This is a genomic window from Rhodohalobacter sp. 8-1 (genome assembly GCF_038150125.1).
Lineage (GTDB): Bacteria > Bacteroidota > Rhodothermia > Balneolales > Balneolaceae > SW132.
On sequence record NZ_JBBVMF010000004.1, the window covers coordinates 24,569 to 36,965 of the forward strand.

Below are 12,397 nucleotides of genomic sequence, written 5' to 3' on the forward strand. Positions count from 1 at the left end.
AATTCGGTTCGAATCAGAAAGATTAGTAATGGCAGGCCTGGCAATAGGTAGGTGCTTTAATATTGTGCTTCGCTACAAGCTCGCGGCCTACTTCCAGTTGGTTTTCTACTTGATATCCCATTGTAGTTACTTCATCAACGGGACGAACATGCTTTTCAGGTTCTCTGTGGCAATCGAGGCACCAGCCCATACTTAAGGGTTCTGCCTGGTAAACAACTTCCATGCGATCGACCCGGCCGTGACAAGATTCACAACCGACGCCAACATTAACGTGAGCCGAGTGATTGAAGTAAGCATAGTCGGGAAGCATGTGCACCCGTACCCATTCAATAGGTTCATTCGTATCCCAGCTTTCGCGAACGGGCGCAAGCTTCTCGCTATTAGTAGCAATTTGATTGTGGCAGTTCATACACGTTTGAGTTGCAGGAATATTTGCATATTGCGATTCCTCAACTTGAGTGTGGCAATACTGGCAGTCCATGCCAAGTTGGCCAACATGCAACTGGTGACTATAAGGAACAGGCTGTTCCGGAGCATAGCCTACATTGGTAAATTCCGGAGAAAAGAAGTACCAAACACCAAAAACAATAGCATTTAGTATGATAATAGCGCCTATGAGTATTCTGCGTGGAGCTTCATTTGTCCACTTAGGAAAAATCTGAGCCATAAAAGGTGATAAATATTACCAGTTATTAGTAGTAGTGGGCCAATTTTATGTTGGAAAGAAAGTACCGAAAAATTCTTAACGAACATACCTAATAGATGCCGGCAACCGTATTTAAAATCATTCTAAATAATACGATTTACGGCTTGATCAAGGGTTGACCTAAAGGCCTAAATATAGGGGACAGATTCATCAAATGTGTAAAAAAATACATACATATTTATAGGGTGTCTGAAGATTAATCGCTTTAGAATGTTTAATATTTAACGACTATCTAAAGATGCTGAAAGAGTTGAATTTAGCAGATCAGGATTTATACAGAGCAGAAGCCAATCGATTATATTCTGCCATACGAAACGATATTTTACTATATAATTGTTACTTTCGGCCGACGTTTATAACGATTTAGTGAGCACCAATATCATCTGACAACATCCCAAAAATTTAGGAATGGATCCAAATACTAACGATAAACTTACCGTTCGCTTTCTTAAAGAAGTAAGCATTACAAAAGCAATTAGTGTTATTATTCTCATTAGTACACTTGCTTTCCTTTTTTTGATTTGGCTGATTTATTATAAAGATACTGCCGCTACAACTGCGGCATGGGTAAATCAGCTTCCGGCATTGAATGCTTTGCTCAACAGTGCAAGTACTGTTCTTATCATATCAGGGTTTATTGCGATTAAAAAGAAAAAGTATGTCACACACATGAAACTGATGCTGACGGCTTTTGTAACCTCATCGTTATTTCTGATTAGCTATTTACTGTATCACAACTTTGTTGGGCATACGATATTTCCGGGAGAAGGATGGATTCGGCCGGTGTACTTTTCAATACTTATCTCTCACATTATTTTATCTGCTTTTGTAGTGCCCCTCGTGCTTACCAGCTACTATTTCGCATTTTCTGGAAAATTTAAAACCCACAGAAAAGTATCGAAGTGGACGTTACCGATCTGGCTGTATGTATCGGTTACCGGTGTCGTAATTTTCTTTATTCTGAATTCGTACGTTTGATAAGTTTCAGGTAGAATTGCATAAAAAAAGCCGACCGCTTTAGCTGCGATCGGCACATCGTAAATCAAATAATATATATAGTGGATTCAGTTTCCTAAGAACTGTTCACCGGCTTCTGGAATAGCAACGTCGGCATCACAATAATCTTCGGTGAACTCTTTAAATTCTTCCGGATCACCTGTAAGCACGGGAAATGTTCCATAATGAATAGGAATAGCCAATTTTGGATTGAGCATTTCGCAGCAAATGGCAGCTTCCTGAGGACCCATCGTATAATGGTCGCCCATCGGTACAGCCACCACGTGAGGCTGATAGATTTCGCGATAAATCTCGAGATCGCTGAAAATATTTGTATCGCCGAGATGATAAAATGCTATATCATCGTCAAACGAGAGTACCAGGCCTGCTGCTTCACCGGCATATTCGCCTTTGAATGATGAACTATGGTTGGCATTTACAAGAGTGACTGAAAAGTCATCAAAATCAACAGTACCACCTTTGTTGAATTCTATAGCCTGTTCTTCAGCAAGGCCATGCTTTTTAAGTAGTTGAGAAAGTTCAACCTGGGCAACAACGTCGCATCCCGTTTTTTTAGCAATATCAAGCGTGTCCCCAACATGATCCTCGTGTCCGTGTGTCAGTAATATAATATCTGCGTCATCCGGATCTTTAAATTCATCAGGTGTTGTGGGATTTTGTGACAGAAATGGGTCGATGTAAATGATTGTACCATTCTGTGATTCTAGTTTGAATGCTGAATGGCCAAGCCACCATGCTTTGATATTTGTATTCATTTATCTCCTTTTTTATTTAGTAAGTGTTTAGTGTAAAAATAACACAGATCGAAAACTTATCGTTGACAAACAAAAAAATCTGTAGTATTAATAAGTAGTTATGTTAACACGTTAGAACTATTTGCCGAGCAACCCTACACATTGAAATTTAAACCTAAGCTCAACTAACCTAAAATTATATGTCAGAACGAATTAAGATCAATCCTGATAATCCCAAACGGAAACAAATTTTTGACCTGGTAGATATTCTTTTAGACGAAGGTGTCCTCTTGCTTCCTACCGATAGTCAATATGCGCTTGTATGTGATTATCAAAATAAAAGCGGAATGGATAGAATCAGAAAAATTCGGCAGATGGGAAAAAAGGATCATCTCTCAGTGATGTGCCACAGCCTTGAGCATGCATCCACGTTTGCCAATCTGTCTGATGATAACTTTAAACTCATTAAACGACTTATACCAGGACCTTATACATTTATACTCCCGGCAACGCGTGAAGTCCCAAGATTGCTCACTCATCCCAAAAAGAGAACGGTTGGCATACGAATACCCGACTATCCAATTTGTCTGGAAACGATCCAGGAACTGGGCCGGCCGATCATGGCAATTACCGCAAAGCTGCCTAACGTAGAGAATGGACAGCCCGATAGCGGAGACAGGGAGCTTTATCTGAGCCGTTTTGATCAGATTGTTGATTTGGTGGTCGATCACCAGCAGGAGCTGTCAGGGCAGGAGACAACCATCGTAGACTTGACCGGCCCCTCACCGGAAGTTATCCGTGAAGGGCTCGGAATGGAAACTCTTCGGGAGGCAGTTGCACTTCAGGGGCTTACTTTTAAAGAGTCGCATCCAGTATAGGGAGTTATGGTTCTAAAACTGACAATAAACTACCTCGGGGCAGAGCCCACGAGGTATCAACTTAGAACCTATAACTTTTTGTCCAAAATAGAGTTTATTCTGGAGTGTCCCCCTTTGAAGGGGGCAATGGGGGATGATCAGTTATGTTTCTGAACGAAATTCAGGGCACCACGACACTCAGAAAGTCATCCCCCAGCTCACTCCGTTCGCTTCCCCCTTCAAAGGGGGACTATTATCTTTTCCGACCCAGAGGGTCGGGGAATTAAACCACTTATGATTAAATCACAGGTGAAGTGTATGAGTATATTCGGGTCACTAAGAAACATGGTTAGTAACCGGGCAGAGGAAAACAGTCTGTGGAATCAGCCACAGACTGTTGATCAGATCAATGAAATTCTGAAGAGATCTCCGACACCCCAGGTCATCTACAAGCACAGCTACAGCTGCGCTGTTTCACTGTTTTCCAAAAGCAGTCTCGAGAGCGATTTGGTTTCAATTGCTGAAAAAGCTGATATTCACCTGGTTGATGTGATTGCAAATCGTCAGCTATCGGGTGAGATAGCGTCGAAAACAGGTATCCGGCATGAGTCCCCTCAAATAATAATTATGTATAAAGGAGATCCATACTGGCATGCTTCTCATGGCGATGTACGTATAAAACCTCTCCTGGAGGCGCTGGATGAGCTAAACGGCTCATCAGATGTGGAATGATTGACATTAAACCGCACTAGCTAAGCTTTTCAATAATGGCCGCATGTTCCGGGAAAGCTTGCTTGAGCTTGTACGGATCGCCCATCTCAAAATCATCGAAATCGAATCCGGGCGCTACGGTACATCCAGCAAGCAAATAGGAATCCGGTTTGTCTACCGATACACCAAACCAGCTTTCGCCGGGAACAGTGTGCTGAAACGCCTGGCCCTGCTCGATGTCTGGTCCGAGATGAAGTGCCTGGTATAGTGAGTCGGGATGGATGATGTGAATAGTTGCGGGTGAGCCGCTGTAGAAATGCCACGTTTCATCTGACCTGATTCTGTGAAAGGAGGAAGTGTCGGCTCCTTCAAGCAAATAGTAGATGGCCGTTGAAAAATGGCGGTCAACCGGGTAAAAGCTCTCATCACTTTCAGGCTGAATCACACCCTCGCTTCTGTACGTCTCTTTGTAATATCCTCCTTCGGGATGGGGGGAAAGGTTCAAATTTTCGATAAGGCGTTCTATGTGTTGTTTCATCTGGAAAATTGGGTTGGTTGAATATGAGTTTTGAGCTTAAAAATCAGGGACAGACCATATCACAAATAAACCGGTGAAAGTTCAAATATTGTGTAACAACTGGAAAATTTTTAAGTATGAATACACCAATTTGATACACCTAATTTTCATCAATTCTAAATAAATGGATCCACAAAGATCATCAAAATCCAAGCAGTTGTTTGAAGCGTCGTTTGAGCCAAGGATTAAAACATATGTTCATGCAAGCGTCATTATAACGATGGCTGTATCTATTTTTGGCATTATTTTGATTCCTGTTTGGCTGGTCGCCGGGTCGTACTACCTGAACCGCTATTTCGACAATCTCTATTGTGAACTCACAACGCGCGCACTTCATTTCAAAAAAGGCGTTCTTTTTACAACTGAACGAACCATTCCACTTGATAAGATCCAGGATCTTACATTTAAAGAAGGACCGCTGCTCCGCTATTTTGGCCTCAGCTCATTAATGATCGAAACAGCCGGAAACAGCGCGGCAAATATGACCGATATGAAACTCATTGGAATAGTGGATGCTCCAAAGTTTCGTCAAATGGTTATTGAACAGCGGGACGAGATTACCTACAATCGAGGCGGCCGCAGTGAACAGGGAGCAGCCGATGAAGATCATCCACTCAAACCTATTCTTCTTGAAATTTCTGAAACATTAAAGCGTTTGGAAAAAAGAGGGTAGATTGGTTTCTATCACAAAATTCATTGAGCCTTAAACCTGTGAATTGGCCTGAATACGGTTTTAATATCACGCCGTCAGCGATATCTTTGAGTTTAAAACAGAAAAGAAGATTTAAATAGTTATGACCATGAAAGACGAGCTTTATCAATCCATTGAGTGGAGAGACGGCGGACTTTACATTATTGATCAAACCCAATTACCGGCTGAGGAATTGATTATCCAACTCGAGACCGCCGAACAGGTGTGGGAGGCCATTCGTCAGCTAAAAGTACGCGGCGCCCCGGCGATCGGAATTACCGGTGCCTATGGATTATATCTTGGAATCCGTGATTTTGAAGAGGGGTCTTACGAATCCTTTATACAGGAATCCCGGCGACTGGCCGACTACCTGAATTCATCTCGCCCTACGGCCGTAAATCTTTCCTGGGCGTTAAATCATATTTTGGAAAAAATATCTGGTCAAGACGGATCAACATCTTTGTCAAATTTAAAAAAGCTAATCCTTCATACAGCCATCGCCATTCACGATGAAGACCGGCAGCTCTGTAAGCAGATCGGGGAAAACGGAAGAGAGCTCGTACCCGACGGCGCAAATATTTTGACACACTGCAATACAGGCGGACTCGCCACAGGGCAATACGGTACAGCGTTTTCGGTGATTTTTCATGCGCATCTGCAGGGCAAAGTGGAGCAGGTGTGGGTTGATGAAACTAGGCCGCTGCTGCAGGGTGCGCGGCTGACCACATGGGAGTTTCAAAAAGCATCCGTACCGCACTCGCTGATTGTAGATTCTGCAGCCGGTTTTTTAATGAGCCGGGGCAAAGTGGATATGATTGTTACCGGGGCTGACCGAATTGCGAAAAACGGAGATACTGCCAATAAAATCGGGACATACACGCTGTCGGTACTCGCCAAAGAACACGGAATACCATTCTACATTGCCGCTCCATATTCAACACTCGACATGAATATCGACAACGGATCGCAAATAGAAATTGAACTGCGGGATGAGGAAGAAGTGCTGGCCTTCAATCATCAGCCATCAACTCCATCAGGCACGAAAGCGTACAACCCTGCATTTGATATCACGCCCCATCAAAATATCAGCGCGATTATTACTGAAAAAGGGATTATATATCCTGAGTTTGAGAAAAACATCAGGGAGCGATTTAGCGTAGCTGAAGTGTAGGAGGGCTTTTCCTGAGTTTGACATTTTTCAGTCGAAAATATTATCGATCAAAAAAAATATTTAGATGCTCATTCATTGAACATTGGGGTGTCCCAGGATCAAACTCAGGTGTCATCCGCTTCGCGGATTAATGGAGATGGGCTGGCACTTCCCAACCCGACAATGAATTGTCGGGCTACGAAGCGAATGACTCTTCGAGACTTGGGTTACTATGCCCCAACAAATGCAACCATGATTACAAAATCGGTTTTGAAGATGAGTATAAACTCAATACCCCACGGAAACAGATCCATCGTAATATGTCAGTCCCGTGAGGGACAAGCGCTTAGTAGCCTCACGTTTCGCCGAAGGCATCCACTGGATAACGTGAGGAATCAAGGTATGGCTCCAAGACCAGAAGTCCGTGAAACGGACGATATGTCCTTCGTATTTTAAAGGCTAATTTTCTGATTATTATAGATGAATTTTTAAAACTCTATCTTTTAGATTTTATCTGCGACTGACGGTTATATATTCCATTGTGCGTGTTTACCGAATCACATTCAGCACTTTATCGGCCAGCTTTCGTGCATCAGATTCGTTTTTCCCTTCGCTATAGACGCGAACAATCGGTTCAGTATTTGATTTCCGGAAGTGTACCCATCCTTCATCAAAATCGATCTTTACACCATCAAGCGTGTTGATACGTTCGTCAGAAAACTCATCAGCTACTTTCTTCAAAAGATCATCTGCATCCATACCAAGATCAGCAAGCTGAATTTTTTGTTTGACCATCTCATATTGCGGCAGGGAATCGCGGTAGGCAGATGCTTTGAGTCCGCGTTGTGCAAGAAGTTGAAGGATCATAGCCGTACCAACCAGTGCGTCTCGGCCGGCGTGGAGATCGGGATTTATGACGCCGCCATTTCCTTCCCCGCTGATGACGGCACCGTGTTCCTGCATGGTTTTCACAACATTAATTTCACCCACAGAGGCCCGGTGGCAGACTTGTCCGTATTTTTGTGATACATCATCTGCTGCACGAGAAGATGACAGGTTTGTTGTTGTATCACCGGCCTTATTGTCAAGCATAAAGTCGAACGCAGCTACCTGGGTGTATTCTTCTCCAAACAGCCGGCCGCTTTCATCAACCAGTGCAAGACGGTCGGCATCCGGGTCGGTGACAATACCAAGATCACAATCATTGTTTTTTACAAACTCACAAATCTCTTCGAGGTGGGCGGGCAGTGGTTCGGGATTATGTGGAAAAATACCGTTTGGCTCGCAGTTCAATTCGTGAACGGTAACTCCAAGATCTTTAAGGAGGGCGGGCAAGGCTTTAGTTCCGGCACCGTTCACTGCATCAACAGCTACTGTGAAACTCTGTTTTTTAATCAGTTCAGCATCAATGTAGGGCAGGTTAAGTATTTCCTGAATATGGTAGTTGATGATATCGTCGTCATATGATACAGACCCGATCGAATCAAATGTGCTGTATTCAAATTCTTTTTTATCAGCGATTTCAAGCACTTTTTCACCCTGTTTGGGGTCGAGAAATTCACTTTTTTCATTTAGCATCTTAAGAGCATTCCACTGCTCAGGGTTATGGCTCGCGGTTATAATCAATCCGCCTTTCGCCTTATGTTTAAGCACGCCCATTGCAACGGTCGGTGTTGGCACAATACCTGCCTTTACAACGTCGCAACCCACACTTTGCAGCGTGGCACAAACAATATCCTCACAAATCTGGCCGGTCACTCGCGAATCACGGCCCACCACAACGGTACCGCCCTTTAACCATGTGCCATAGGCAGCGGTGAATTCAACGATATTTTGTGGTGTAAGGTGCGTTCCAAAAATTCCCCGGATTCCGGATACTGAAATCATGAGTGCCATATGACGATCATTTTTAATTAAAAGTTATCAGGTAGATTCTTATGAAAATCTGATTTAAACACGCGGGAACTTACCTCTTGGAGGAATTGATATCAATTTAAAACCTTTCAAACAGCTATAGATTTAATTAATATGGTTCACAACCAATTCATAAATTTTCAGTTTTTTATGATATCTTAAGAAGCTATATACTTCCGCTAAATTTAAACCTTCTGATTTGCAAATCTGGAAATATATTGTCGCTGTTTGGATGACACTGGTCATTGTTTCTGGATTTCTAATTCCCATCCCGGAAATAGATATTCTCGAGCAGTCGGCTCGTAACCTGTTTTTACACGTCCCGATGTGGTTCACGATGATGGTAGCATTCGGTACGGCGTTTGTCTACAGTGTTCGTTACCTGAACAGTGAAGATTTACGCCTTGATCGTAAAGCGGAAACAGCCACGGCAGTTGGTCTTTTATTTGGTATTTGCGGGCTTCTGACCGGCTCGCTCTGGGCGCGATTCACCTGGGGAGCGTGGTGGACATTTGCCGAACCCAGAATGAATCTTGCAGCACTTTCCATGATGATATTTGTTGCCTATTTTATTCTGCGATCTGCTTTTAATGATGAGGTTAAACGGGCAAAAATTTCAGCGGTCTACAATATTTTTGGCATCACAACAGTTCCATTTTTACTGTACATCATACCGCGGCAGCTGCCGAGCCTGCATCCCGGAGCGGAAGGGAACCCGGCATTTAGTGAAATTACCGCTCCTGAACTCAGGTACATTTTTTATCCCGCCATAATTGGATTTATTGGGCTTGCTGTTTGGTTGATGGATATTTTAAACAGGTATAAGAAAGTTAAACATCTGAGCAGTACTGAAAAATGAACATTGAATCTGTAAAAGATTTCAGCCAAACAACCGTTGATACACTCTCATCGAGCTACTCTGATAAGTGGGCCGGTGTGGATAACCCGGAACAGTCATCAGAATTTATACAGTTTATGAGTTCAAACGACCTGATTTTTGTGGTTCTTGGGGTCAGCTTAATTATCTGGTTTGTTTTGCTCTTTTTTATCATCAGGGTAGACCGGAAAGTTTCAAATCTTGAAAAAACAGTAGACGAAGACAGCAAATGAATCTAAAATTAATTCTTGGTATTACATCAATCGTGCTTTTTACATCGCTGTTGATGTATAATTTTGGCAACAGCATCGATAGCTACGTGAATTTTGAACAGGCCGATGATCGCGGGTCGGCACATGTTGTGGGTACGTGGGACGATTCCCAGGAATGGGGATTTTCACGTGAGAACATGCGCTTCTCTTTTTATATGAAGGATCAGGAGGGGAATGTAAGGCGTGTCATTTATCCAAAGCCAAAGCCCAATAATTTTGAGCAGGCTACTCAATTAGTCGTTATTGGAGAGATGCAAAACGATGTTTTTTACGCCAACGATATGTTGTTGAAATGCCCGTCGAAGTATAACGACGCAGATGAAGCGGAATTTACACAAGCTGAACAAGGATAATATTTATGACCGGGACGTTTGGGCACATTTTCTTATCAGCTGCATTTGTAGCGTCAATTGCGGCTTTGATCGCATACTCACTATCAGCGTACAAGGATAATGAGTCAATTGAAAAGATCTCTGATTGGCTGTGGCGTCTGAAAGGTGCGACGCTGCTTGTTTCATGCGGAATATTAATCTATCTGATCATGACCCATCAGTTCCAATACTATTATGTATGGAACTATACAAGCCTTGACCTGGAACCCCAATACCTGTTTTCTGCATTTTACGGAGGACAGGAGGGAAGCTTTATGCTTTGGATTCTGTGCTCTTTTATGGTAGGGTTAGGGCTCATTCGCTGGACACGCCCGCCATACAAAGCTCCCGTGATGGCTGTCATGGCGCTTACACAGGTTTTCCTTCTCTCGATGGTGGCCGGCTGGGACCTCTTTGGAATGACACTCGGAGCCTCTCCATTCCGAACCATTGCCCAGGAGATGCCAAATGCACCGTTTATCCAGGCCAACCCTGATTTTGTACCTGCTGACGGCTCTGGCCTTAACGACCTTCTGAAGAGTCCATGGATGATGATTCATCCGCCGATTATTTTTGTCGGTTTTTCGATGATGACCGTGCCTTTTGCTTTTGCGATCGCATCTCTCTGGACCAAAACTTATAACGAATGGATCAGGCCTGCACTACCGTGGACGCTTTCCGCTAACCTGTGCCTGCTCACCGCTATTTTTCTTGGCGGATACTGGGCATATGAAACACTCTCATTTGGCGGATATTGGGCGTGGGATCCGGTTGAAAACGCATCACTCGTACCCTGGCTGATTGGTACCGCAGGCATACACGCCATGATTATCCAGCGAAAGAGTTCCAGAGCTCATAAAGCGGCGCTTTTTCTCTCTATTCTCGCGTACATCGCCGTTGTCTATCAAACCTTTTTAACGCGATCGGGCGTGCTCGGGGCGCAATCTGTGCACAGTTTTGTTGATCTCGGCCTGTATGCTCAGCTATTGATGTTTATTCTTGTGATGACGCTGATGGGAATTGGGTTTTACCTGTATCGATACAAAGAGATACCAAGTCCCGAGAAAGAATCGAAACTATTAAGCCGTGAGTTTATGACGTTCACCGGCTCGATGCTGCTGTTAATTCTTGGACTGGTTATTATCTTCGGGACAAGTTCTCCTCTTATCGGACAGTTTTTTGTTGATAATCCAACACCGCCCGAGTTGTCGTTCTATAACCAGTGGAGTATGCCCATTGCTATTATCATGGCAATATTCACGGTGATCGGCCAGCATCTGTTTTGGAACAAACACACCTGGGAAACTCTGGCAGGGGCGATGATATTTCCGCTTTTGCTCACATCTATCGCCTCAATCTTATCTATAATTTTAGGGGAAGTAAGCAACATTTCCTACATGATATTCATCTTTGCAGGATGGTTTGCTGTCATTGGAAACGGGGCTATTTTATTCTATCTCCTGAAGAGAAAGCCGAAATTGATTGGAGGTGCACTCAATCATATTGGATTTGGTGTATTGCTGCTGGGGATTATCGCATCATCTGTATACACGGAGCCACTGCTTGATCAGCGGGCAACAAATTATAACGAGCGGGTAGCAGCAGGAACTGTTTTTGATGAGGAAGGTTTTCCGGTCACTCAGCCTATAGAGATGTTCCAACTTAATATAGATCAGCCAAAACTGGTGAATGATCGCTGGATGGTAACGTATGAAGGCTACGAAGTAAATGATTCACCACGGCCGGGGCAGCAGTCATACCGAGTCAAATTTGAGCCCGTCAATGGAGGTTCTTCATTTTATGTTGATCCGGTTGTATACCCGATGCTAACCACATCAAGCCGGGCAAATGTTGAGTGGTCTGTTGATCCGCATGTTCGGACCGGCATGTTTGAAGATATCTACTTTTATGTAGCCGGCAGTAAATATGTTGAAAAAGAGAATGAACGAATTACCGAGCAGAGTCAGCAAATGATGCCGGTATCCGGAACTGATACTGCTGAGTCAGACACAACACAGACCATTGAAATTGCCCGCGGAGAGGTCATTGAAGCAGGTGATTTTTCACTCCAGTTTGTTGATTTCAAACCAGCAACCGAAAATCAGCTTCCTGAGAATACACAGGTGGGTATTCGCGCGCTGATTAAGGTTGAACACATGCCATCCGGCAGTGCATATGAAGTTGAGCCGCTGTTTGCTGTTTACACGGAAAATGAAAGGAGTTTTACGTACTCACCGCCTCTGTCAATCGAAGCGTGGGATATGGACTTGCAGTTTACCCGGTTACTTCCCGAAAGTGAATCTATTGAAATTAGTATTGCCGGATCAGTTGAGGATTTTGAAGAAGACTGGGTGTTGGTAGTAGCTGAAATCAAACCGTTTGTGTCGATTGTTTGGCTGGGTACGTTTTTACTGATGGCCGGCTTTTCAGTATCCATATTCCGTCACTGGTCACGGGAAAAGAAAAAGCAGGATGATTTTAACGAGAATGAATCGTAAAATTCTGCTCGGGCAAATCAAG

Annotated in this window: 13 protein-coding genes; 9 read left to right on the forward strand and 4 right to left on the reverse strand. The window is 43.6% G+C overall.

Going from position 1 to position 12,397, the window contains the following annotated elements; all coding sequences use genetic code 11:
- Window positions 1-22: 22 nt before the first annotated feature.
- A complete protein-coding gene (locus AABW11_RS04810) occupies window positions 23-667 on the reverse strand; it encodes a cytochrome c3 family protein (protein ID WP_340103650.1) in 645 nt (214 codons plus the stop codon).
- A 447-nt stretch (window positions 668-1,114) separates the two neighbouring features.
- On the opposite strand from AABW11_RS04810, the gene AABW11_RS04815 reads away from it, so the two are divergent.
- Complete coding sequence (locus tag AABW11_RS04815; RefSeq protein ID WP_340103651.1) at window positions 1,115-1,684, forward strand: DUF420 domain-containing protein; 570 nt, start codon at window positions 1,115-1,117, stop codon at window positions 1,682-1,684.
- Between the two features lie 86 nt (window positions 1,685-1,770).
- Here the strand turns inward: AABW11_RS04815 and AABW11_RS04820 are convergent, their stop codons facing one another.
- Entirely contained in the window at window positions 1,771-2,478 is a 708-nt protein-coding gene (locus AABW11_RS04820) for a metal-dependent hydrolase (RefSeq protein ID WP_340103652.1), read from the reverse strand.
- Between the two features lie 179 nt (window positions 2,479-2,657).
- On the opposite strand from AABW11_RS04820, the gene AABW11_RS04825 reads away from it, so the two are divergent.
- Complete coding sequence (locus AABW11_RS04825; protein ID WP_340103653.1) at window positions 2,658-3,335, forward strand: L-threonylcarbamoyladenylate synthase; 678 nt, start codon at window positions 2,658-2,660, stop codon at window positions 3,333-3,335.
- Between the two features lie 273 nt (window positions 3,336-3,608).
- Entirely contained in the window at window positions 3,609-4,046 is a 438-nt protein-coding gene (ytxJ, locus tag AABW11_RS04830) for a bacillithiol system redox-active protein YtxJ (protein ID WP_340103654.1), read from the forward strand.
- Between the two features lie 16 nt (window positions 4,047-4,062).
- Here the strand turns inward: ytxJ and AABW11_RS04835 are convergent, their stop codons facing one another.
- Complete coding sequence (locus tag AABW11_RS04835) at window positions 4,063-4,563, reverse strand: cupin domain-containing protein (protein WP_340103655.1); 501 nt, start codon at window positions 4,561-4,563, stop codon at window positions 4,063-4,065.
- A gap of 163 nt (window positions 4,564-4,726) precedes the next feature.
- Here AABW11_RS04835 and AABW11_RS04840 point away from each other — a divergent pair, with 163 nt between their 5' ends.
- Window positions 4,727-5,275, forward strand: coding sequence for a PH domain-containing protein (locus AABW11_RS04840; RefSeq protein ID WP_340103656.1), 549 nt, complete (start codon window positions 4,727-4,729; stop codon window positions 5,273-5,275).
- Window positions 5,276-5,402: 127 nt separating this feature from the next.
- Window positions 5,403-6,464, forward strand: a complete 1,062-nt coding sequence (mtnA, locus tag AABW11_RS04845) for an S-methyl-5-thioribose-1-phosphate isomerase (protein ID WP_340103657.1) — start codon at window positions 5,403-5,405, stop codon at window positions 6,462-6,464.
- 528 nt (window positions 6,465-6,992) lie between these two features.
- Here mtnA and glmM read toward each other — a convergent pair.
- A complete protein-coding gene (gene glmM, locus AABW11_RS04850) occupies window positions 6,993-8,339 on the reverse strand; it encodes a phosphoglucosamine mutase (protein WP_340103658.1) in 1,347 nt (448 codons plus the stop codon).
- 217 nt (window positions 8,340-8,556) lie between these two features.
- On the opposite strand from glmM, the gene ccsA reads away from it, so the two are divergent.
- Genes ccsA through AABW11_RS04870 form a run of 4 tightly spaced genes read left to right on the forward strand, consistent with a single transcriptional unit; the run spans window position 8,557 to window position 12,375 of the window.
- Window positions 8,557-9,216, forward strand: a complete 660-nt coding sequence (gene ccsA, locus AABW11_RS04855) for a cytochrome c biogenesis protein CcsA (protein WP_340103659.1) — start codon at window positions 8,557-8,559, stop codon at window positions 9,214-9,216.
- A complete protein-coding gene (locus tag AABW11_RS04860; protein WP_340103660.1) occupies window positions 9,213-9,467 on the forward strand; it encodes a CcmD family protein in 255 nt (84 codons plus the stop codon). Before ccsA ends, AABW11_RS04860 begins: the two co-directional genes overlap by 4 nt.
- A complete protein-coding gene (locus tag AABW11_RS04865) occupies window positions 9,464-9,859 on the forward strand; it encodes a cytochrome c maturation protein CcmE domain-containing protein (protein WP_340103661.1) in 396 nt (131 codons plus the stop codon). Before AABW11_RS04860 ends, AABW11_RS04865 begins: the two co-directional genes overlap by 4 nt.
- A 5-nt stretch (window positions 9,860-9,864) precedes the next feature.
- On the forward strand, window positions 9,865-12,375 hold the full coding sequence (locus AABW11_RS04870; RefSeq protein ID WP_340103662.1) for a heme lyase CcmF/NrfE family subunit: 2,511 nt from the start codon (window positions 9,865-9,867) through the stop codon (window positions 12,373-12,375).
- Window positions 12,376-12,397 lie beyond the last annotated feature (22 nt).

Coding starts and splice junctions, on each gene's coding strand:
- AABW11_RS04865 (WP_340103661.1), top strand. CDS start 9,464: ATGAATCTAAAATTAATTCTTGGTATTACATCAATCGTGCTTTTTACA.
- AABW11_RS04810 (WP_340103650.1), bottom strand. CDS start 667: ATGGCTCAGATTTTTCCTAAGTGGACAAATGAAGCTCCACGCAGAATA.
- AABW11_RS04820 (WP_340103652.1), bottom strand. CDS start 2,478: ATGAATACAAATATCAAAGCATGGTGGCTTGGCCATTCAGCATTCAAA.
- AABW11_RS04860 (WP_340103660.1), top strand. CDS start 9,213: ATGAACATTGAATCTGTAAAAGATTTCAGCCAAACAACCGTTGATACA.
- AABW11_RS04840 (WP_340103656.1), top strand. CDS start 4,727: ATGGATCCACAAAGATCATCAAAATCCAAGCAGTTGTTTGAAGCGTCG.
- AABW11_RS04870 (WP_340103662.1), top strand. CDS start 9,865: ATGACCGGGACGTTTGGGCACATTTTCTTATCAGCTGCATTTGTAGCG.
- AABW11_RS04835 (WP_340103655.1), bottom strand. CDS start 4,563: ATGAAACAACACATAGAACGCCTTATCGAAAATTTGAACCTTTCCCCC.
- ytxJ (WP_340103654.1), top strand. CDS start 3,609: ATGATTAAATCACAGGTGAAGTGTATGAGTATATTCGGGTCACTAAGA.
- AABW11_RS04815 (WP_340103651.1), top strand. CDS start 1,115: ATGGATCCAAATACTAACGATAAACTTACCGTTCGCTTTCTTAAAGAA.
- AABW11_RS04825 (WP_340103653.1), top strand. CDS start 2,658: ATGTCAGAACGAATTAAGATCAATCCTGATAATCCCAAACGGAAACAA.
- glmM (WP_340103658.1), bottom strand. CDS start 8,339: ATGGCACTCATGATTTCAGTATCCGGAATCCGGGGAATTTTTGGAACG.
- mtnA (WP_340103657.1), top strand. CDS start 5,403: ATGAAAGACGAGCTTTATCAATCCATTGAGTGGAGAGACGGCGGACTT.